Origin of the sequence: Flavobacterium sp. 11 (genome assembly GCF_002754315.1) — a bacterium.
Lineage (GTDB): Bacteria > Bacteroidota > Bacteroidia > Flavobacteriales > Flavobacteriaceae > Flavobacterium > Flavobacterium algoritolerans.
Genome location: NZ_PEFE01000001.1, coordinates 1,114,230 through 1,136,501 on the forward strand (window position 1 = coordinate 1,114,230; position 22,272 = coordinate 1,136,501).

The 22,272-nt window shown below is 35.2% G+C and carries 22 protein-coding genes; 15 read left to right on the plus strand and 7 right to left on the minus strand.

Annotation, left to right across the window (positions count from 1 at the left end; translation table 11 throughout):
* Positions 1-32: 32 nt before the first annotated feature.
* A complete protein-coding gene (locus CLV00_RS04830; protein ID WP_199074826.1) occupies positions 33-929 on the minus strand; it encodes an LD-carboxypeptidase in 897 nt (298 codons plus the stop codon).
* A gap of 267 nt (positions 930-1,196) precedes the next feature.
* On the opposite strand from CLV00_RS04830, the gene CLV00_RS04835 reads away from it, so the two are divergent.
* The 3 genes from CLV00_RS04835 (at position 1,197) to CLV00_RS04845 (ending at position 4,662) form a co-directional block, all read left to right on the plus strand.
* A complete protein-coding gene (locus tag CLV00_RS04835) occupies positions 1,197-2,303 on the plus strand; it encodes an endonuclease (protein WP_099716238.1) in 1,107 nt (368 codons plus the stop codon).
* Positions 2,304-2,343: 40 nt separating this feature from the next.
* Positions 2,344-2,883 carry a 3-hydroxyanthranilate 3,4-dioxygenase gene (locus CLV00_RS04840; RefSeq protein ID WP_099714070.1) on the plus strand — a complete coding sequence of 180 codons (540 nt, stop codon included), beginning with the start codon at positions 2,344-2,346 and terminating at the stop codon, positions 2,881-2,883.
* Positions 2,884-3,114: 231 nt separating this feature from the next.
* A complete protein-coding gene (locus tag CLV00_RS04845; RefSeq protein ID WP_099714071.1) occupies positions 3,115-4,662 on the plus strand; it encodes an aldehyde dehydrogenase family protein in 1,548 nt (515 codons plus the stop codon).
* 93 nt (positions 4,663-4,755) lie between these two features.
* Here the strand turns inward: CLV00_RS04845 and CLV00_RS04850 are convergent, their stop codons facing one another.
* Both CLV00_RS04850 and CLV00_RS04855 read right to left on the minus strand, forming a co-directional pair.
* Complete coding sequence (locus CLV00_RS04850) at positions 4,756-5,253, minus strand: DUF6646 family protein (RefSeq protein WP_099714072.1); 498 nt, start codon at positions 5,251-5,253, stop codon at positions 4,756-4,758.
* Positions 5,254-5,296: 43 nt separating this feature from the next.
* A complete protein-coding gene (locus tag CLV00_RS04855) occupies positions 5,297-6,022 on the minus strand; it encodes a metallophosphoesterase family protein (RefSeq protein ID WP_099716239.1) in 726 nt (241 codons plus the stop codon).
* Between the two features lie 418 nt (positions 6,023-6,440).
* On the opposite strand from CLV00_RS04855, the gene CLV00_RS04860 reads away from it, so the two are divergent.
* Positions 6,441-7,217: an alpha/beta hydrolase gene (locus tag CLV00_RS04860; RefSeq protein ID WP_099714073.1), complete on the plus strand. Its 777-nt coding sequence runs from the start codon at positions 6,441-6,443 to the stop codon at positions 7,215-7,217.
* Positions 7,218-7,237: 20 nt separating this feature from the next.
* On the opposite strand, the gene CLV00_RS04865 is transcribed toward CLV00_RS04860, so the two are convergent.
* The 3 genes from CLV00_RS04865 to CLV00_RS04875 form a co-directional block, all read right to left on the minus strand.
* Positions 7,238-8,377: an ATP-binding protein gene (locus CLV00_RS04865; RefSeq protein ID WP_099714074.1), complete on the minus strand. Its 1,140-nt coding sequence runs from the start codon at positions 8,375-8,377 to the stop codon at positions 7,238-7,240.
* Positions 8,378-8,461: 84 nt separating this feature from the next.
* Positions 8,462-9,217: an SDR family NAD(P)-dependent oxidoreductase gene (locus CLV00_RS04870; RefSeq protein ID WP_099714075.1), complete on the minus strand. Its 756-nt coding sequence runs from the start codon at positions 9,215-9,217 to the stop codon at positions 8,462-8,464.
* Between the two features lie 49 nt (positions 9,218-9,266).
* Complete coding sequence (locus tag CLV00_RS04875; RefSeq protein ID WP_099714076.1) at positions 9,267-10,139, minus strand: aldo/keto reductase family oxidoreductase; 873 nt, start codon at positions 10,137-10,139, stop codon at positions 9,267-9,269.
* Between the two features lie 212 nt (positions 10,140-10,351).
* Here CLV00_RS04875 and CLV00_RS04880 point away from each other — a divergent pair, with 212 nt between their 5' ends.
* From CLV00_RS04880 to CLV00_RS04920, 9 genes are all read left to right on the plus strand, one after another.
* Positions 10,352-11,356, plus strand: coding sequence for a MoxR family ATPase (locus tag CLV00_RS04880; protein WP_099714077.1), 1,005 nt, complete (start codon positions 10,352-10,354; stop codon positions 11,354-11,356).
* 80 nt (positions 11,357-11,436) lie between these two features.
* Positions 11,437-12,300: a DUF58 domain-containing protein gene (locus tag CLV00_RS04885; protein ID WP_099714078.1), complete on the plus strand. Its 864-nt coding sequence runs from the start codon at positions 11,437-11,439 to the stop codon at positions 12,298-12,300.
* A 96-nt stretch (positions 12,301-12,396) separates the two neighbouring features.
* Positions 12,397-12,756 carry a four helix bundle protein gene (locus tag CLV00_RS04890; protein WP_099714079.1) on the plus strand — a complete coding sequence of 120 codons (360 nt, stop codon included), beginning with the start codon at positions 12,397-12,399 and terminating at the stop codon, positions 12,754-12,756.
* Positions 12,757-12,859: 103 nt separating this feature from the next.
* Positions 12,860-14,491, plus strand: coding sequence for a hypothetical protein (locus tag CLV00_RS04895; RefSeq protein ID WP_099714080.1), 1,632 nt, complete (start codon positions 12,860-12,862; stop codon positions 14,489-14,491).
* Positions 14,491-15,492, plus strand: coding sequence for a VWA domain-containing protein (locus tag CLV00_RS04900; RefSeq protein ID WP_099714081.1), 1,002 nt, complete (start codon positions 14,491-14,493; stop codon positions 15,490-15,492). Before CLV00_RS04895 ends, CLV00_RS04900 begins: the two co-directional genes overlap by 1 nt.
* Positions 15,493-15,591: 99 nt before the next feature.
* Positions 15,592-16,629 (plus strand): VWA domain-containing protein, encoded by a 1,038-nt coding sequence (locus CLV00_RS04905; RefSeq protein WP_099714082.1) that lies wholly within the window; start codon positions 15,592-15,594, stop codon positions 16,627-16,629.
* A 71-nt stretch (positions 16,630-16,700) separates the two neighbouring features.
* Positions 16,701-17,441, plus strand: coding sequence for a tetratricopeptide repeat protein (locus CLV00_RS04910; RefSeq protein ID WP_099714083.1), 741 nt, complete (start codon positions 16,701-16,703; stop codon positions 17,439-17,441).
* A 20-nt stretch (positions 17,442-17,461) separates the two neighbouring features.
* Complete coding sequence (locus tag CLV00_RS04915; protein WP_099714084.1) at positions 17,462-19,219, plus strand: BatD family protein; 1,758 nt, start codon at positions 17,462-17,464, stop codon at positions 19,217-19,219.
* A gap of 79 nt (positions 19,220-19,298) precedes the next feature.
* Positions 19,299-20,042 carry a tetratricopeptide repeat protein gene (locus CLV00_RS04920; RefSeq protein ID WP_099714085.1) on the plus strand — a complete coding sequence of 248 codons (744 nt, stop codon included), beginning with the start codon at positions 19,299-19,301 and terminating at the stop codon, positions 20,040-20,042.
* 21 nt (positions 20,043-20,063) lie between these two features.
* Here CLV00_RS04920 and CLV00_RS04925 read toward each other — a convergent pair whose 3' ends face one another.
* Positions 20,064-20,567 carry a CvpA family protein gene (locus CLV00_RS04925; RefSeq protein ID WP_099714086.1) on the minus strand — a complete coding sequence of 168 codons (504 nt, stop codon included), beginning with the start codon at positions 20,565-20,567 and terminating at the stop codon, positions 20,064-20,066.
* A gap of 143 nt (positions 20,568-20,710) precedes the next feature.
* On the opposite strand from CLV00_RS04925, the gene CLV00_RS04930 reads away from it, so the two are divergent.
* Together CLV00_RS04930 and pheS are read left to right on the plus strand one after the other, a co-directional pair.
* On the plus strand, positions 20,711-21,067 hold the full coding sequence (locus CLV00_RS04930; RefSeq protein ID WP_099714087.1) for a hypothetical protein: 357 nt from the start codon (positions 20,711-20,713) through the stop codon (positions 21,065-21,067).
* A gap of 160 nt (positions 21,068-21,227) precedes the next feature.
* Entirely contained in the window at positions 21,228-22,247 is a 1,020-nt protein-coding gene (gene pheS / locus CLV00_RS04935; protein WP_099716240.1) for a phenylalanine--tRNA ligase subunit alpha, read from the plus strand.
* Positions 22,248-22,272 lie beyond the last annotated feature (25 nt).

Below are 22,272 nucleotides of genomic sequence, written 5' to 3' on the forward strand. Positions count from 1 at the left end.
ATAAACTTCTGCAATCAAAAATCAAATTGCCATTATTCAAAAACCAGCGTACTGCATTTTTCATTGACATTAATAGTGACATTATTCCCTAAAATTAAAGCTCTATTGTCTTGAATATGACCGGCTGGAAAATTATACAAGATAGGAATATTGTATTTTTTGGTAACATCCTCGATAATTTCAATGGCATTTTTCCCCCATGGAATATCATTATCCTTCATTTTTGTCATGGAACCCACAACAATTCCTTTGATGCTTTCGAGACAACCGTTTCGTTTTAAATTCATCATCATGCGGTCAATGTGATACAAATATTCGTCTAAATCTTCTATAAACAAGATTTTATCAGCGCAGTCAATCGCTGATGGTGAGCCAAACAAACTGTATAGAATCGATAAGTTTCCGCCTACTAATTCTCCGGTAGCTTTTCCGGGTCTGTTCATCAGGAAAGGATCTATTTCATACGACAATTTTTCACCAAATAACGCAATTCGTAAGGTTTCTATGGCTTGAGGAGTGGCTCTAGGAGCGGTTATTGGCATGATTCCGTGAATGGATTTGTAACCCATAGTATTCAAATGATTGTGTAAAACAGTGACATCGCTAAATCCAACAATCCATTTTGGATTTTTTTTGAACGCAGTAAAATCCAATAAATCAATCATTCGTACAGTTCCATATCCGCCTTTTACACACCAAATGGCTTTGATATTTGGGTTGTCCAGTTGTTGCTGAAAATCGGCAGCGCGTTGTTCGTCAGTTCCGGCTAATTGATCGTTGTCTAAACCTATGGTGCTGCCAATAACAACTTCCAGTCCCCAACTGTGCAACAAATCGATAGCGGGTTTCAGGTTGTCATCTATATTTTTTCTGGCTGTTGCCAAAATTGCTACGGTATCTCCTTTTTGTAAACTTGGTGGTGTAATCATTTTGTATTGGGCTTGACTGTTGAAAGATTGTAAAACAAAAATAAGGAATAGAAATTTATATAAAACAGAATGGTGTAGTGTAAAAGTAAATCGGTTTGCATTCATGTTTTATTGTTTTTCTAAAATATTTGGAATCATGGAGTCTTAAAAGACAAAAACAAAGATAGACAATTAGAAAATAATTTTAAGTTCACGACCAAATGACTATTTTTACAATAAACAGATTCAAAAAGGAATCTAATCAACGACTGGAAATAAATGATGCCTATGAGAATTACGTACTGGATTCCTGTTCTTTTTTTATTTTTTCCAATAGTAAAATCTACTGCACAACAGAAAAAATACGTCATTCATACCGTTGCATTTTATAATTTCGAGAACCTTTTTGACACTATAAATGACCCTGCCACTTTTGATGAAGAATGGACGCCAACCGGTTTGCAACGTTGGACATTTGATAAATACGAAAAGAAACTGGGGAATTTAGCCCGCGTTTTATCTGAAATAGGTTCTGCTGAAAATACTGATTCGCCCACTTTTATTGGCGGGTGCGAAATAGAAAACAGAAGCGTTTTGGAAGATTTAGTCAAGCAACCCAAATTAATAGAGAAAGACTACGGCATCATCCATTTTGATTCGCCCGACAAAAGAGGAATTGATGTGGCGCTGTTGTTTCAAAAAAAGAAATTTCAGCCCACGAGCTACAGCAATATTCCGTTGTATATTTATAAAGAAAGCGGAAATACAAGTGAAAGTAAAGCCAGTTTTGAAGAAAAAACAGATGATGAATTGCAAATAAGCACCAAAAATTATCGGGTTTATACACGAGATCAATTGTTGGTAACCGGATTCCTGGACGGCGAGGAAATCAATATTATTGTCAATCACTGGCCGTCCCGTTCTGGCGGAGAGAAAAAATCAAGTCCGTTTCGGGAAGCCGCCGGAGCATTAAACCGAAAAATAATCGATTCGTTGCAACGGATAAATCCAAATGCAAAAGTGATTACTTTGGGCGATTTAAATGACGGTCCGTATAATAAAAGTGTCAAAATTGGGCTTGGCGCCAAAGCAAAAAAGGCAGAAGTACTTCCTTTTGGGATTTATAATCCATTCGAAGAAATGGCCAAAAAAGGATTTGGAACTATCGCATTTCGGGATGCATGGGATGTTTTTGACCAAATAATGGTTTCCGAAACCTTACTGCAATCAGATTATTCGAGCTTTCGATATTGGAAAGCCGGAATTTATAATAAGTCATTTTTGATACAAACCAGCGGACAATATAAAGGGTATCCGTTGCGACATTCTAACACCGAAATAGGGTTTAGCGACCATTTTCCGGTGTATATTTATTTGATTAAGGAAAAAAAATAACGATTTATTATTTCATAACTTTACATTTAAAATAAAAATCATGGCAATTGCAAAACCTTTCAACCTCAATAAATGGATTAACGAAAACCGTCATCTCCTAAAACCACCCGTTGGTAATAGAAACTTGTACAGGGAATCCGGTGATTATATCGTTATGATTGTTGCGGGTCCAAACGCCCGAAAAGACTACCATTACAACGAAACCGAAGAACTATTTTACCAACTTGAAGGCACCATCAAAGTGATTATTCAAGAAGATGGTGTGCGCAAAGAAATGGAATTGCGTGCCGGTGATATGTACCTTAATCCTGCTAAAATTCCGCATTCTCCGGTACGTTCCGAAGGTTCTATAGGACTTGTCATCGAACGAAAAAGAGCTGGAAAAGGATATACGGATGGTTTATTGTGGTTTTGTGATACCTGCAATCACAAGCTACATGAGGTTTATTTTGAATTGCATAATATCGAGAATGATTTCTTGCCTCATTTTGAACATTTTTACAATTCAGAAAAGTTGAGAACCTGCGAAAAATGTGGCAGTGTAATGGAAACAGATCCAAGATTTGTTGCCAAGAAATAATTTAATGCTGAATTTATTTCAGTTTTAGGAGCTATTTACTTCGTTAGTTCGCTTCGCTCGTGCCCCGCTATTCGTTCTATCTTTTGTGGTCTTGTAAAAAAAATGAGACTACAAAAGGACGCAACTTTTATCGGGACTAAAAAGCGTAAAATAAAAGTAGCAATGTTTAGTTTTTCACCTTAAATCAATATATTTGTAAAAAATATAACAATTTTTAATAAAAAAGTTACAATGATAACAATAGCAGATCAATTCGGAATCAAAGAAGCCCTTAAGCAATTAGGGATTGAGGAGATAAATGAAGGAACATCAACTGGAGCAGCTAATTTTGCCAACGGAAAAATCATCGAAAGTTATTCGCCAGCAGATGGGACTTTAATTGGAAAAGTAAAAACGTCTTCTAAAGAAGATTATGAAAAAGCAATGCAAAAAGCTTCGGAAGCGTTTTTAGAATGGCGTATGGTTCCAGCTCCTAAAAGAGGTGATATCGTTCGTCAGATGGGAGATGAATTAAGAAAATTCAAAGAGCCTCTTGGGAAACTGGTTTCTTATGAAATGGGAAAAAGTCTTCAGGAAGGATATGGTGAAGTACAAGAAATGATTGATATCTGTGATTTTGCGGTGGGATTATCCCGTCAATTGTACGGATTAACCATGCATTCTGAAAGACCTTTGCACAGAATGTATGAGCAATACCATCCAATAGGAACGGTTGGAATTATTTCGGCGTTTAACTTTCCGGTAGCAGTTTGGAGTTGGAACGCAATGATTGCTTGGGTTTGTGGTGATGTTGCGATTTGGAAACCAAGTTCAAAAGTACCTTTATGTGGAGTGGCTTGTCAAAATATTATCAAAACAGTTTTAAAAAGAAATAACGTTCCCGAAGGTGTTAGTTGTTTAGTAACAGGTAACGAATCAGGAGATTTAATCAATAATGACAAAAGAATTTCGTTGGTTTCTTTTACAGGATCAACCAGAATAGGACGTCACGTATCAAAAACCGTTGCAGAACGTTTTGGAAATACCATCCTTGAATTAGGAGGAAACAATGCGATTATTGTTTCGGAACATGCGGATATCAGTATGGTATTGGTTGGAGCCGTTTTTGGAGCGGTAGGAACAGCAGGACAACGTTGTACATCGACCAGACGTTTAATCATTCACGAAAGTGTGTATGACAAAACCATCAGCGTATTGAAAAACGCGTACGGTCAATTGCAAATAGGAAATCCATTAGATGAGAATAATCACGTTGGGCCACTTATCGATAAAGGAGCTGTTAAGGATTATTTGGATGCGATTGAAAGTGCCAAAAAAGAAGGCGGAAAAATCATCGTTGAAGGCGGATTGGTTGAAGGCGAAGGATATGAAAGTGGTTGTTATGTAAGACCATGTATCATTGAAGCTGAGAATCACTTTGACATCGTTCAAACAGAAACTTTTGCCCCTATTTTATATGTAATGAAATACAGCACAATTGAAGAAGCGATTGCATTGCAAAACGGAGTTCCACAAGGACTTTCTTCTTCTATTTTTACAAACAGCATGAGAGAAATGGAATTATTCCTTTCTCAATCGGGTTCTGATTGTGGAATTGCCAATGTAAATATTGGTACTTCAGGAGCAGAAATTGGTGGTGCTTTTGGTGGTGAAAAAGAAACCGGTGGCGGACGCGAATCTGGTTCTGATGCTTGGAAAGCCTACATGAGAAGACAAACTAATACGATCAATTACGGAACCCAATTGCCATTGGCACAAGGAATCAAATTTGATTTGTAGAAACAAAATAAAACAAACTAAAAAAGGCAATTTGAATAGTTCAAATTGCCTTTTTTTATTCAAATTGCTTCGTAAACGTTGCAAATAATCTTTTTACAGATTGAAAGAAGCGCCAATATTAAACGTAAACTGGTTGTTTAATTTATCAAAACCTACGGCATCCGTTTTATAAGTTGCGATTGGAATTCCAGCTTCGGAGAAAATACCAAAACCTTCGGTAAAGAAATAACGGAATCCTAAATGCGCACCAAAATTTCGTAGCCCTAAATCCAATCCCGGGTAAATATCCATCTTTGGATCAAATTGAAAAACATTCCCCAAGTTTGCATTGAATCGTCCTTTAATATCTACTCTGTCTCCAAAATCAGGTTTGTTTCCTAAATCATCATTAGAAACGGATAACAAATAAGAAGTAACGAATCCGAATGACATGTTTTCTCCAACTCCAAAATCAGAAGAAACACGAATTCCAGATCCTCCGTTTTGAAAGTTACCTCCAACATCAAATTTAACATCTCCTTTTCCTTTGAAAGCCTGTGCATTGATCAAACCAACTGTCAATAGCAATACTAATGTGGTAATCTTTTTCATACTTTTAATTTTTTAAGTGGGTGCAAAAGTAGCGCAATAAAACCTAATTTCTTCCTTTTTCGTCAAAATACAATTGATTCAAGGGTTCGCTTTGCCAAAATTCCTTAGTGTCAACATCCATAATGGTTAATGGACCTTTGAAGGCAGCGCCAGTATCCACATTCCAAATATTTGCCTTTTGAATTGGGGTTGTTTCGCCTATTCGCGTAACGGGCGTGTGACCAATATAAATTTCGTTGTATAGCGTAAGACGTTTTGGGTAGAAAATGTCATTCGTTTTCAGGGTTTTGTCTAATGCCAAAGCTGTTTCCCATAAGGTTCTGTCCCAATAAAAAAGCCCGGGAAAATATTCAAAATCGACACCGTTCATATTGGTAAAACCAGCATGAACAAACAAACGGCGTTGCTCGTCCAGATAAAAATTTTCTAATGATTTCAAGAATTCAATATGTTTTTGCTTTGTTTCTGCGCTAACGGATTCGTAGGCCAAAACAGTCGCTTCACCACCATGTTTGTACCACAACAGATTGTCTTTACTTTCGTCAAGCCATTCCAGCAATAAATCATCATGATTCCCTCTAATGCAAACGCAGTTTTGTTTGGTTTTTAAATCAATTATAAAATCGAGTACCTGAGGGGATTGGCTCCAGCCATCAACATAATCTCCCAGAAAAATCAGAGTGTCATTTTTAGTAACGTTGGCTCTTTCCATAATTTGGTGCAATGCTCGTAAACCACCGTGGATATCGCCTATAACAAGTGTTCTCATGTACTGAATGTTCTTTATTAGTGTAAAAACAGCCAAAAAATAACGCTGTTTCCAAGTCATAAAATTAAGTAAAAGAGTGATGAAGTATGCTACTTTAACTTATTTTTTTAAATAAATTAAAAGGAACGGTATTTTAAAGATTGTAATTTTTATGAAAAACAGAATAGGAATTTCTTCAGAATGCTGTTTTAATCAGGGAACAAAATATCACTGTTTTAGGTGATGTTTTTTTTATTTTTTAAGATTAACTTTACAAAAAATAAACCACTATAAAATGAGTGCACTTCTTGCGTTATCGTTACTTTTGGCTAAAATGATCTGTCAGGTTTTAAAAGAATTATTGGCTTTGATTTAGAATAATAAATCAATACTGTCATTTTAAAAACCATTTTCAATCAGATAAATGCTCCAAATTCATATGAAAATATACCTGCAAATACTGTTTTGTTTCTTTTTGTTAAGTTGTACATCCCATAAAAACACAACCAATGCTAAAGTCAATAACCAAGCATTTGAGGTCAAATCAGATAGTGCCAGTTGGTTGGACAGTTCCAGAAACAGGTTGATTCCGGTTGCGTTTTATTCCCCAATTGTAGAGGATAAAATTTCAAATCAACAATTGGTAATTGTGAGTCACGGTTATGGAGAAAATAAACCGGGCGCAAATAAATCGTATTCCTATCTGACGAAGAAGTTAGCGTCCAAAGGCTATTTTGTAGTGAGTATCCAGCATGAATTACCAACCGATGATTTGTTGCCTTTGACAGGAATTCCTCAAGTGGTACGACGATCAAATTGGGAAAGAGGAGCAGAGAATATCCTGTTTGTTCTTAATGAACTGAAAAGAATAAAACCAGAATTAGATTTCAATCATGTAAACCTAGTTGGACATTCCAATGGAGGTGATATGACGGTTTTATTTGCTCATAAATACCCGAATTTGGCCAATAAAATAATTTCATTAGATAACCGCAGAATGGAATTACCCAGAACTTTTCAGCCTAAAATCTACTCGCTTCGTTCCAGCGACCAGCCTGCTGACGAGGGAGTTTTACCTACTGTTGAAGAGCAGAAAAAGTTCGGAATTAAAATTATTAAACTCTCCAATACCATTCATAATGACATGAATGACAGAGGAAATAAAAGGCAGAAAAAAGAAATTAATGCTTATATATTGGATTTTCTTGCCGTGTAGAACCTATAAAATAAGTGTAGTTACTGTACATCATATTTCATCTTTCTCAAAATCCGTAATGCTTCTTTAAACGATAAATACACTTGGTTGAAAGGTTTTATCAGTGTTTTTGCATCTATCAGTTTTTGTTTGGCTTCTTCAAAACCGTTGAGGTAACAAATCATAAATGTTGAGGGCAAGTTTTCTAAATCTTTGTGTTCCCGCTCAGATAATGAAAGTCCTTTTTGGAGTTTGTTCAGCAAAGTAATATTGGCATTGTAAATATGAAATAACATTTTTTTGTTGAATTCCGGCGGCTGAAAAAGCATCTCTCTTTCTATTTTATAATAGCCATTATCATGAAAATGAATCGTTTGTTTTTCTAAAGGATAATAGCTTGTTTTGTCATTCAAACCCAAAGGAACATATTCAATAATAGTGAAAGTATCTTCATTATAAACAATTTCGACCACATCCTGAGCCGAATAAAACAGCTTGATTTGTTCATTGATCAGTTCGATATCCACACGTGATAAATAGGTTTTTTCCCGCGATTTTTTTGCAATTCCTGCCCAGCAAATCACAAATAATTCTTTGAATACTTTATACTTTGGCGCCATATCCTTGTGGCGAAAATTCATAAAATCAATCACGCCATCTAGTGTGTATTCGATGCTGTTTCGAGAGTTGTTTTCGATGCCAATTACGGTTTCCGTATTCTGGTAATTCTTTTCAATTTCGCCTTCAATAGGCATCGTGTTACTGCCTCGCCGTATGAAAATACTGTTGGCAGGAATCGTGTGAATTCCTTTTTTGAAATGGGAAGTTTTGCTTTTTGGCTTGACCGTTACCAACCCAATAACTTTATCTTTCGGCAAGTTTGGGAAAGGCACGTTTTCGTACTGAATTTTCGGAGGATTTTCCAGGTAGGCATTCACTAAATTCTGAATCCTACTATCGTCAAAAAAGTCATCGCCCACGATAGTGTTGTCTTGATCTTCAACACCCACAACGATATAGGAATTGTTCGTGGGATTTGAATTGGACAGCGCGCAAATGTGTTTTAAAAACTTTGCTTTTCCTTCCCGTGTATGCAAATTCAACTGGCGCTTTTTATCATAAAAACTACTCTCATCATTGTGAGCGAGCAGGTTTTTAATAAGAATGCGTTTGTTGATCATACAATTAGATTTTTAGATTTCTTAGACCGTTGGATTCTTAGACTCTCTAAATAATCTAAAAATCCAACAATCTAAAAATCAATTTTAAATATCTCTTTTTAAAATTGTAGCAGCGGCTTGTGCTGTTGGCAAGACCATCAAATCGGCAATATTTACATGATACGGTCTGGAAACTACAAAATGAATAATATCAGCGATATCTTCTGGATGTAATGGCTCAAAACCTTTATAAACATTGGCCGCTCTGTCTGTATCGCCTTTGAAACGCACTTCGCTAAATTCGGTTTCTACTGCGCCAGGATGAATTGCTCCCACCCGAATTCCATAAGGATTTAAGTCCATGCGCATGGCTTGGTTCAAGGCATCAACAGCATGTTTGGAGGCGCAATAAACGTTTCCGTTTGGGTATACTTCTTTTCCGGCGATGGAACCAATGTTGATAATATGACCTGATTTTCGTTCAATCATTTGTGGAATTATAGCTTTTGAAACATATAAAAGCCCTTTTACATTGATGTCAATCATGGCGTCCCAATCGTCTAAATCTCCGTTTTGAATAGGATCTAAACCATGGGCATTTCCGGCATTATTAATTAAAACATCAATTTTAGAAAAAGCTTCCGGAATGGAATTGATACTCTCAAAAACCGCTTTTTTATCCCGAACATCAAAGGTCAAAGTATGTACTTCAGTAAATGCTGAAAGTTCTTTTTCAAGAGTAATTAAACGATCTTCACGGCGTCCGCAAAGAATAATTTTATAATTATTTTTAGCTAATATTTGTGCTGTTGCTTTACCAATTCCGCTGGTTGCTCCAGTCACTAAGGCTGTTTTAGTCATGAGTTTTTTTCTATTTTAGATTCTAAAGTTGCTGAAATGAACACTAATTCTAGGCTACATCATTTCCCATGCTTGCTGCCCAAATAGCAAACCAATCTTCTTTGTCTAGTTCTAATTCGACCGCTTTCATCAGCGATTGAATTCGGGCCACATTTACTGTTCCGGCAATAGGAATCACATTAGCAGGGTGTTTTAAAATCCAGGAAAGCAAAATAGTATCGGAGCCAAAATGGTATTTTGAAACTAAGGTCGCCAGTAATTTTTTCAAACGTCTGGTTTGTGGAATGTCTTCTCTAAAAACGGATCCAAGCGGATTCCAAGACATCGGGCGAATGTTGTTTGCTTGCATATAATCAAAACTTCCATCCACCATAGGCTCAAAATTAGTGGCCGAAAACTGCACTTGATTGTACAAAATTTCTGTTTTTTGACGGATCAATTCGGTTTGTGAAGCCGTGAAATTAGAAAGACCAAAATCAATGATTTTACCATCTGATTTTAGTTTCAAAACTGCTTCGGCAATTTCATCCGCTTGCATTAACGGGCTGGGTCTATGGAGTAAAAGAACATCCAGATAATCAGTGTGTAGATTTTTTAATGAATTTTCAACGGACCAGATAATATAATCTTTGGAATATTCATAATGTTTTATAGTGTTGATGCGGTTTTCCGTCACCATTTGAATACCACATTTGGAGATTAATTGTATTTTTTCTCTGGCAATTTTACTAGATGCAAAGGCTTTTCCAAAATCAGATTCGGTGGTATAATCACCATATATATCGGCATGATCGAAAGTAGTAATTTTGTTTTCCAAACATACATTAATCATGTTTTCCATTTCTTTGGTATTGAGATTTTTATCCCATATTCCCCAATTCATGACACCCGCTACAATAGGTGATAATTTTGTTTTATTCATGGTTTTTATTTTTTATTGAAATTCATTAATCTGCTATTTCAAGGTATATTTTTCAAAGTTCTTAAAAATATAAAAATTGTATCATAATTCGTCCTTAAAATTAGGGCTTTTGTCGAAGTTTTAACCATTTTTTAACATCTTACTTCTAAAAAAAAATTCAATTTGCACCATCAAAACGAGGGCATTAAATTCAAGGTTTTAAAAATAATAAAATGGAAGAAAATACAGCGACTTTAGACATCAGAGCAATCAATGAAAAAATAGAAAGAGAGAGTGCTTTTATAGACCTTCTCACAATGGAAATGAACAAGGTTATCGTGGGTCAAAAGCATATGGTGGAGCGTTTGTTAATTGGACTTTTGGGTCAGGGGCACATTTTGCTGGAAGGAGTTCCCGGATTAGCAAAAACATTAGCGATAAACACTCTTTCACAAGCGGTACAAGGATCTTTCAGCAGAATACAGTTTACCCCGGATTTATTGCCAGCCGATGTTGTGGGGACTATGATTTATAATATTAAAGCCAATGAATTTTCGATAAAAAAAGGACCAATTTTCGCTAATTTCGTCCTTGCCGATGAGATTAACCGTGCGCCTGCCAAAGTACAATCGGCATTACTGGAAGCCATGCAGGAAAAGCAAGTGACTATTGGTGATACTACTTTCAAATTAGACCGACCATTCTTGGTTTTGGCGACTCAAAATCCAATTGAACAAGAAGGAACATACCAACTGCCTGAAGCTCAAGTCGATCGTTTCATGTTGAAAACAGTTATTGATTATCCAAAAATGGAAGACGAGCGTTTAGTGATTCGTCAAAACCTAAAAGGGAGTTACGAAAAAGTAAATCCTGTGGTTTCAGTAGAACAAATTTTACGTGCTCAAGAAGCGGTTCGTGAGGTTTATATGGATGAAAAAATAGAAAAATACATACTTGATATCATTTTCGCCACACGTTACCCAGAGAAATATAAATTGGCTGATTTGAAACCATTAATCAGTTTTGGAGCGTCGCCACGTGGAAGTATCAATTTGGCGAATGCCGCAAAATGCTACGCTTTTATCAAACGTCGTGGCTATGTAATTCCAGAAGATGTTCGTGCTGTAGTTCATGATGTGTTGCGTCACAGAATTGGAGTTACCTACGAAGCCGAAGCCGAAAATATTACTTCAGTAGACATCATAAACAAAATCGTAAACGAAGTAGAAGTACCCTAAAAGTGAATAGTAATAAGTGAATAGTAATTAGCCTTGGTTGGTTACTATTCACTATTCACTAATTACTAATTACTAAAGAAATGGATACAAAAGACCTCTTAAAAAAAGTACGGAAAATAGAAATCAAAACCCGAAGATTGAGCGATCACATCTTTTCGGGAGAGTATCATACGTCTTTCAAAGGACGTGGAATGACGTTCAGTGAAGTGCGTCAATACCAGTACGGAGATGATATTCGTGCGATTGATTGGAATGTAACCGCACGTTACAACGAAGCGCACGTAAAAGTTTTTGAGGAAGAACGTGAATTGACCATGATGTTAATGGTTGATATTTCAGGTTCAGAAAGTTTTGGTTCAAAAAATCAATTCAAGAAAGATATTGTTACGGAGATTGCTGCAACGATGGCTTTTTCGGCAACTCAAAACAATGATAAAATAGGTTTGATTTTGTTTTCGGATGAAATCGAATTATACATTCCGCCAAAAAAAGGAAGATCACACGTACTTCGAATCATTCGAGAATTGATAGAATTTCAGCCTAAAAGTCGTAAGACAGATATTGCCCAAGCCTTGAAATTTTTATCGGGAACTCAAAAAAAGAAAGCGATTGTGTTTGTAATTTCTGATTTCATGTCGGAAGATTACGAGCAAACATTAAAAATAGCCTCTAAAAAACATGATATAACAGGGATTCGCGTATACGACATTCGAGAAGAAAAAATGCCGGATTTAGGAATGGTTTCTATGCTTGACGCCGAAACCGGAGCAATCGAATTGATAAATACCGGTTCGAAAGCAGTGCGAATGAATTATGAAAAACAGTACCACGATAAAGTTAACTATTTTAAAGAAACATTCAGCAAATCAGGTTCAGGTGTTGTAAATACTAGAGTTGACGAAAGTTATGTGACGAAATTGCTGAGTTACTTTAAATCGAGATGATGATTTCAGATTTTTGATTAACGATTTTTGATTTCAGATTTTGTAGAAGTGGGAAATAGATTTTAAACGGGTAAAATAAAAATATAAACTTAATAAGTGAATAAGCAAGAATTAGAAAATAGATTGATAGATTTTGCAGCAACAATAATAATCGTTGCAAGCAAATTTGAAAAAAACTATGCTGGGAATCATCTTGCTGGGCAAATAATTAGATCTGGAACTTCTCCTGCTTTAAATTATGGAGAGGCACAAAGTGCAGAAAGCAGTAAAGATTTTATTCATAAAATGGGCATTTGTTTAAAAGAATTAAAAGAAAGCTTTGTTTGTTTAAAAATTATTGAAAAATCAAATTTAACGTCCGATTTAACAAATCTAACTATTGCAAAAACTGAGGCTAATGAGCTAATTTCTATTTTCGTATCAAGTATTAAAACAGCTAAAACAAATCTGAAATAAATTTAGATTTTTGATGAAAAGCGAATCGAAGTTTCGGGATCAAATCTGAAATCAAAAATCGTTAATCCTCAGTCAAAAATCGAAAGAGGTTCAATAATAAAAGATGAAAAAACAATTATACCTACTACTATTACTGCTTTCTACAGCTGTTTTTGCACAACAAAAACAAGTAGTTACGAGCATTGATACAACTAAAAATAAAATTGGTGCCGAGTTTAAACTGTCTATAAAAACAACGGTAGATACCGCTTCAAAAGTGATTTTTCCAAAACTAAAAAACTTTGGTGCTTTAGAGGTGATTCAGTCATATCCTATTGATACTGTGAAAATGGATGGCCGTTATGAATTAATCAAAAAATACGGTTTAACCCAATTTGATTCCGGTAGATATGTTGTTCCAAGTATAAAGATTTTTATCGACAGCAAACCGTTTATGACGGATTCGCTTTTGGTTGAAGTGGCAAATGTTCAAGTGGATACTTTGAAACAAAAAATGTTCGACATTAAGGACATTGCACCAGCAGATAATCCAATAGGCGACTGGTGGAAATACCTGTTAATTTTTGCTTTGATTATTGGTATTGGAGCGTTTATTTATTGGTTCATTAAAAAACGCCAAGAAAAGAAACTACAGGAAGAAATCTATAAAACGCCAATCGAGAAAGCGACTAGTTTGCTGGATACTTTAGAGAAAAAAGAACTTTGGCAAAAAGGGGAAGTCAAAGCATATTATAGTGAATTGACGGATATAGCCAGAAATTATATCGAAGAAGCGATAGAAATTCCAGCAATGGAAAGTACGACTTCAGAATTGATTCAAGGACTTAGAGCGGCTTCTGTCAAAAAGAAAATGACGCTTTCACAGGAAATCATCGAAAATCTGGAGCGTGTTTTGAAACAAGCCGATTTAGTAAAATTTGCCAAGTCAAAACCACTGGATTTTGAAATTACCGAGGATCGAAATAAGATTCAAAAAGCAATTCTGACATTAGACAATTCAATTCCTGTGGAAGTACCAGTTGAAGAAGATGTGTTGTTGAATGAAGCGCAAAGACAAAAGCAGATACAAATTCAATTGCGTAAACAAAGAAATAAACGTATTGTTACTGCCGTAGCATCTGTTGTATTTTTATTGGCAGCGACCACAACTTTTTTCATTGTAACCAAAGGATTTAGTTATGTAAAAGACAATATCATTGGTCATCCTACCAAAGAATTATTGGAAGGAGAGTGGGTAAAAAGTGATTATGGAAATCCAGGAGTTATTATAGAAACACCAAAAGTGCTTAAGAGAGTAGATTTGACAAAAACACTTCCTAAAGATGGAATGGCTTTGATCAAAGAAATGCAGTCTTTTGCGTATGGAAGTGCTTTGGATCCTTTTTATCTGATGGTTTCTACTTTAAAATTTAAACAGGAGACACAAATAGATTTGGCTAAATCTATGGATGGAATATTGCAATCAATGGAAGCTCAAGGCGCACAAAATATGATTGTGAAGCAAGAGGAATTTGAAACCAAAGAAGGGGTTAAAGGAATTAAAGCCTATGGTACTTTTTCGCAAATTAATGGAGATGATAAGTCAAGTGCAAAAATGTATTATGAAGCATTACTGTTTAGTCAGGAAGGTGGATTACAACAGATTTTACTTTTTCATGAAGAAGGAGATACCTATGCAAATGAAATATCAGAACGAGTTTTGAACTCTGTCGAATTAAAACAAGCAAGTAAATAATGACTAAAGTAACTTTTTTAAACCCAGAGTTTTTTTGGTTGTTTCTTCTGATTCCAGTAGCAATTGTATGGTTGTTACGGAAAAAGAACCATCAATCAGCCACATTAAAGATAAGTTCGTTACAAGGATTTAAAGGTTCCAAGTCGTATTTAACAAAGCTAAAGCCGATGTTGAATGTACTTAGAATTCTGGCTTTGTGCTCTTTAATTATTGCTATGGCGAGACCAAGAACAGTTGATGTAAGTAATAAAACAAAAACGACCAAAGGAATTGATATTGTTATGGCAATTGACGTTTCTGGAAGTATGCTTGCCAAAGATTTGAAACCGGATCGAATGCAAGCACTTAAAAAACTGGCGTCAGACTTTGTTGAAGAAAGACCAAACGATAGAATTGGGCTTGTGGTGTATGCTTCGGAAGCGTATACAAAAACACCGGTAACCAGCGATAAAGCGGTTATTCTGGATGCTATCAGAAGTATAAAATACGATAATGTTTTAGTGGACGGAACGGGAATAGGAATGGGATTGGCCACTGCCGTAAACCGATTAAAAGACAGTAAAGCAAAGAGTAAAGTGGTTATTTTGATGACTGACGGGGTAAATAATGCCGGATTTATTGAACCGGATACAGCTTCTGACATTGCAAAACAATACGGAATAAAAGTATATACAATAGGAATTGGGACAAACGGAATGGCGATGTTTCCTTATGCTATTGCGCCAAATGGAAAATTTCTTTTCCAAATGATGAAAGTGGAGATTGATGAGCAAATGATGAGAAAAATTGCTAATAATACTGGTGGAAAATATTTTAGAGCAACGAGCAACAGCAAATTAGCCGAAATTTATGCAACAATAAACAAGTTAGAAACCACTGAAATCGAAGAATTGAAATTTTATGATTATGATGAAAAATTCAGGCCATTTGTATGGTTAGCCGGTTTTTTATTATTGTTTGAATTAGGATTGCGAAATACAGTTTTTAAAAGCTTTATATAATATTTAAAAACACAAAAGACTAGAAGTCTTTAAGGGAATGAGTTTAGATAGTTAGTAAACTTTGCGCCTTCTTTGTGAACTTAGCGGTTAAAAAAAATTATGGAATTAGACGAAAAAAAATATTTATACCTCCTTTTTATACTGCCACTTTTGGTGTTGGTTTTTTTGGCCAATTTATATTGGAAAAGAAAAAAACAGCGCGAATTTGGGGATTTAGAAATGGTGAAAAGACTGAGCCCGGAAAGTTCTGTTTTTAAACCGGTTTTGAAATTAGGAGTATTGCTTTTGGCATTGACCGGATTAATTTTTGGATTGGTAAATCCAAAAATTGGTACCAAAATGGAAACCGTAAAAAGGGAAGGAATCGACATTGTTTTTGCAGTGGATGTGTCCAAAAGTATGCTGGCCGAAGATGTAGCGCCAAACCGTTTGGATAAAAGCAAGCAAATTGTTTCGCAAATTATCAATCAATTGGGAAGCGACAGAATAGGAATTGTGGCGTATGCCGGAAGCGCTTTCCCGGTATTGCCAATTACTACGGATTATAGTGTTGCAAAAATGTTTTTGCAAAGCATGAATACGGATATGGTTTCTTCGGTAGGAACGTCATTCAACGAGGCCATCAAATTATCATCAACGTATTTTGATGATAAAAAAACGAGCAAGCTCTTGATTATGATTTCTGATGGTGAAGACCATAATGAAGGTGCAGAAGAAGCAGCGGAAGAGGCCAATAAACTAGGAATTAAAATCATTACAATTGGTGTAGGAACTGAAAAAGGAGGCACGATTCCATTGAAAAGAAATGGAATTGTCGAAGGTTTCAAAAGAGATAATAACAATGAGGTTGTTATAACGAAACGAGTTCCAGAAAGCCTGACGGCGATTGCTAAAGCGACAAAAGGCGGTTATGTAAACGGAAACAACACTAAAGAAGTCCTTGAATATATTAAGAATGCATTGAATAATATTCAAAAAACAGAATTTGAAGCGACAGAAATGGCTGATTTTCAATCGCAATTTCAATGGTTTTTAGGTTTTGCTTTTGTTTTCTTATTTCTGGATATTTTCCTTTTGGAACGAAAAACAAGTTGGGTAAACAAATTGAATTTATTTAACGAGAATAAAAAAGTTTAAAGTATAAAGTTGCGCTCCATTATTGGAACAAAAACACTAAGTATACTTTGACAATTACATTTAAAAACACAATGAAAAACATAATTTTATATCTGTTATTGCTTTTTTCTTTTGTTGCAAACGCACAACAGAAAGATAGAATATTGCCTAAAGCAAACGAGGAATATGCCGAAAATAAATTTGTAGATGCCGAAGCTAATTATAGAATTTCGGATTCAAAATTTCCTAATAAAGCAACTGCACCTTTCAATCTTGGAAATACTATTTATAAACAAAAACAATCTTCGGAAGCAAAATTTGCATACGCTAAATCTTTAAAAAATTCAAAAACAAGACCACAAAAACATAGAGCCTTTCATAATCTAGGAAATGTTTTCATGAATGAAAAGGATTATACGCAAGCAGTTGAAGCCTATAAAAATGCCTTAAGGAACGATCCAACAGATGAGGAAACGCGTTATAATTATGCTTTGGCAAAAAAAATGCTGAAAGAAAATCCTCCAAAGGATGACAATAAAAAAGACGACAAAAAGAGCGATAAAGACAAGAAGGACGATAAGAAAGACGGAGAAAAAGATAAAAAAGACAATAAGGATAAAGAAAAGAAAGACGATAAGGGAGATAAAGACAAGCAAAATAAAGATCCTAAGCCAAATGAAAATGGAGAGCCAAAACCAGCTCCCGGAGGAATTTCTAAAGAACGTCTGGAAAACCTGTTGAATGCAGTGAATAAAGAAGAAAAGAAGGTACAGGATAAAGTAAACGCCAAAAAAGTACAAGGAAAACCAGTTAAGACGGAGAAAGATTGGTAGTTGAATTAGATAATTTGAAAATGAAAAAATTTATAGCAGTACTAGTTTTAATGGTGTGCAATTTACTTAGTGCTCAAGTACAATTTGAGGCTAGAGTGAGTAAAGCTACGCTAGGTATAAACGAGAGACTTCGTATCGATTTTATGATGAATGTAGACGGAGATAATTTTGTCCAACCGTCTTTTGAAGGATTTAGAATTATTGCCGGACCAAGCCAGCAAGTGAGTCAATCTTGGGTGAACGGAAGAAGTTCTTTTGAGAAAATATATTCTTATTTTCTTTTGCCAAATCAAAAAGGGACGTTGGTTATCAAGCAAGCCGCTATAGAATACAACGGGCAAATCTATAAAACAGCTCCTATAAAAATAAATGTTACCGCTGCAACGGAACAGCCCAGAGATCCAAATGATACCAGTGTTTCGGCAGATGATAATATTTATCTTGTTGCTGATATTTCTAAAACAAATCCATATGTAAACGAACCCATTACGGTAGTTTATAAAATGTATTTCAGTTATAATATTGGAGTCACAAATTCTAACGAAGTTAGTAAGCCAAAATACAATGATTTCTGGAGTCAGAACATTGATATAAAACGATTTGTTGTTGAAGAAGGTATGTTTAAAGGGGAGAAATACCGTTTTATTGTGCTTAAAAAAATAGTTTTGTACCCTCAAAAATCAGGAAAGTTGGTCATTGAACCATTGTCATTAGATATTGATGTTCAATTGCCGTCGAATCGCAGGGATATGTTTGGTCGAATGGTTGTCACCGAGGGCAGCAAGAGAGTTTCTGCAGGAGCTAAAACCATAAATGTAAAAGCTCTTCCCGAAGCTGGGAAACCGGAAGATTTCTCGGGTGCTGTTGGGAATTTTGATTTCAAAGTAACACCAACCAAAACCAATTTAAAAAACGGAGAAAGCCTGGACTTAGTAGTAAGTGTAACCGGAAAAGGAAATCTGAAATTATTCAGTTTACCAAAACCGATAGCTCCCAATGCGCTGGAAATGTATGAAGCTGTTCATAGCGAACAAGTAAACACGCCACTTTCAGGAATGACCGGAAAAATTTCGGACAGCTACACCATCGTTCCGCAATACAAAGGGAATTATCCGATAAAACCATTAAAATTTACGTATTTTGATTTGGGTTCCAAAACCTATAAAACGCTAAGTTCTCAAGAGATCATGATTAATGTTCTTGACGGTCCTTCGCCTACTGATGCAACAGTAGCTTCTGGCACGGATACAAATAAGAATAAAATAGACAAAGTAGAGCAATTCAAATTCATAAAGTTAAAAAGCAATCTTTTGACAATGAATAAGAAAGACTTCTTTGGGTCTAATTTATTTTACGGATTGTTCTTTTTTCCATTTTTAATGTTGCCTTTAATTGTATTATTCAAAAAGAAAAAAGAAGCTATTGATGGTGATATTACAGGAAACAGAATCCGAATGAATAATAGATTGGCAAAGAAATATTTATCGGAAGCCAAGAAACAAATCAATAACAAAGAACTGTTTTACATTGCGTTGGAGAAAGCGATGCATAATTTCTTGAAAGCCAAGTTGCATATTGAAACTTCAGAAATGAGTAAAGATAATATTCAAGAATTGTTATTGTCAAGAAATGCTAATCCTGAAGCGGTGACTGATTTTATTGCACTTACGGAAAACTGTGAAATCGCTCGATATGCACCATCATCAAGTGTTACGATACAAAAGGATTTTGATAAAGCGGTAGTGATTATTTCAGATTTAGAAAAACAAATTGCTTAACCAACGATGTCATTGCGAGGAACGAAGCAATCTCATGTAGATTTGCAAGAATGGTTAATCGACAACTTATAACATTAAAATGAAAAACATACTTTATATATTATTATTGACAACCCAAGTTTTCTTTGCCCAAAGTGGCTTTGAAAAAGGAAACGAGTATTATCAAAAAGGGAAATATAATGAAGCGGTTGCGGCTTATGAAAGTGTTTTGACAGAGAGCAAACACTCTTCTGAATTGTATTTTAATTTAGGGAATGCGTATTATAAATTGAATAAAGTAGCACCTTCTATTTATAATTATGAAAAAGCATTGGTTTTAAATCCAAATAATACCGATGCGATTAACAACTTGAAATTCGCTCAAAAACGAACTATCGATGAAATTAAAGTAATCCCAAAAGTAGGTTTTGCAAAGCTGATTCGTGATTTTACGGGAATCTATCATTACAATACGTGGGCATGGATTTCTGTTGGACTGGCAACGGCGTTCCTGTTGTTTTTTATTGGGTATTATTTTTCACAAATTACACTTTCTAAAAGGATTTTCTTTTTTGGAATGTTTGTGCTTTTTTTTCTAATTCTAATCAGTGTTTCGTCTACCATTTTTGAGAAAAGTCACTTTGATACTGAAAAACCAGCTATTGTTTTTGCCGAAATGGCCAATGTAAAGAGCGAACCCCGAAATGGCGGTCAGCCAATATTTGTGTTGCACGAAGGAACAAAAGTCTATGTGGGGGAAACCATTGGAAAATGGAAAAAAGTACAACTAACGGATGGAACCGAAGGCTGGATTGAAAGCAGTGCAATTAAAGAAGTGAAATAATAGTGTTCAATTGACCACTGATTACTTCTTCTTCAAATCATCATACCAATTTTCTATCGAAGGATACATGAATCCTGCTGTTTTTTGGATTGGATTATAAAAAAGAGACTTGTCTAAGGTTTCTTTTTTGGCTAAAAAATTATGGTAGTTTATTTTTTCGAAAACCTTGAAAACAATTCCTATTATCAAAATTGTTTTTAGCACCCGGAAGAATCCGCCACCAATCTTATTCAACCATCCTAAAAAGGCAAAATCAGCAATTCCGGTGAGGAATTTACCCAAAAGGGATATTCCAATTACTACCAGTATAAACGTGAGTATAAAAGCAATTACTTGGATTGTATTGGGATTCCATTTGACAAATCCGGCTAAGATTTCTTTGATAAATGACGAAAATTTTATGGCAAAATAAATTCCTGCCAATAGCGAAACCAAAGAAGCTAATTCCACAAAAAGACCATTTCTAATGCCTTTATATAAAGCAAAAGCAAGTAATACGCCCAAAACAATATCCAAAAATCCCATGATACTTAATTAAGAAAAATAAAAGTGCAAATATAAAAGAATTGTTCTTTACCATTGCCAATTTTCAAGTTCTTATCTTTGCTCAAAATAATTTCATAGATTATGGACTCATAGTTCATAATTTGTCACTCATAATTAAAGAAATGTCAAGAGACACACAACTTAAAGAACGCTGGGAACAGCTTGTAAATATACTTTCCAATCAATTTTCTCAAGGTGAGGATTTAGATCTTGACGCTATTATTTATCTAATTGGCGTACAAGAACTTGGAAAAGTACACAGTGAATACAAAAAAGACGAAAAATTAAACCTGATGCACATTGCGATTTGCAGGTTATTAGAACCTTATGGTTTCTATGAATTTGAGTTTTTTGACGAAGAAGGCTGGCCACATTACAAAGTAAAAGAGGAATTACCACCTTTAAAAGCTGGAGAACAGTCGGTTTTAATGAAAGAAGCCATTGTGAATTATTTCCTCGAAAGAGAACTTATTGAATAGTGTTCAGTAAAAATACTCGGCTTAAACGAACTTTTAGGATTTAAAAAGAAGCATAACAGCAGTAAAAAGGAATCTAACAATTTAGAATGGAAACTTTAAACTTTAAAGAGTATACTTGGAACAAATTTCCTAAATTTGCACTCTCAATTATTGGATGAAAATGATAGATAAGATAAAAGAATATATTGGTGAAGCACAAGCTTTCTCAACGCAAAATGCAGCAGAATTAGAAACATTCCGAATTAAATTTCTGGGAAGCAAAGGACTTTTAAAAGACCTTTTCGCTGAATTTAAAAACGTTCCTAACGACCAAAAAAAGGAATTTGGACAAGTAATCAATTTGCTTAAAACTTCTGCCGAAGACAAAGTAAAAACCATACAGGAAGCTTTAGAAAGTAAAGAAGAAATTAAAGGTTTTTATGGTGATTTGACGCGTTCGGCTGAACCAATAACTATTGGCTCTCGTCACCCTATTTCATTGGTAAAAAACCAAATTATTGACATCTTTTCAAACATTGGTTTCAACGTTTCTGAAGGTCCGGAAATCGAAGATGACTGGCATAATTTCACCGCATTAAACTTACCGGAATACCATCCGGCACGTGACATGCAAGACACGTTTTTCATTCAAACAAATCCTGATATTTTGTTGCGTACGCACACATCATCAGTGCAAGTACGTTACATGGAAAACAACAAACCGCCTATTCGTACCATTTCTCCGGGAAGAGTATTCCGTAACGAGGCTGTTTCGTCACGTTCACACTGTATTTTTCACCAAGTGGAAGGTTTGTATATTGACAAAGACGTTTCTTTTGCCGACTTAAAACAAACGCTTTTATATTTCACCAAAGAGATGTTCGGAAAATCAAAAATCCGTTTGCGTCCGTCCTATTTCCCATTTACTGAGCCAAGTGCTGAGGTTGATATTTATTGGGGTCTGAAAACAGAAACCGATTATAGAATTACCAAAGGAACTGGTTGGTTAGAAATTATGGGTTGCGGAATGGTAGATCCTAATGTTTTGAAAAACTGTGGCATTAATCCTGACGAATACAACGGTTTTGCATTCGGGATGGGAATCGAAAGAATTGCCATGTTGTTGTATCAAATCGGCGATATCCGTATGTTCTACGAAAATGACGTTCGTTTCTTAGAGCAATTCAAATCAAGCATATAAAAAATTAAGATTAGCGATTTTTGAC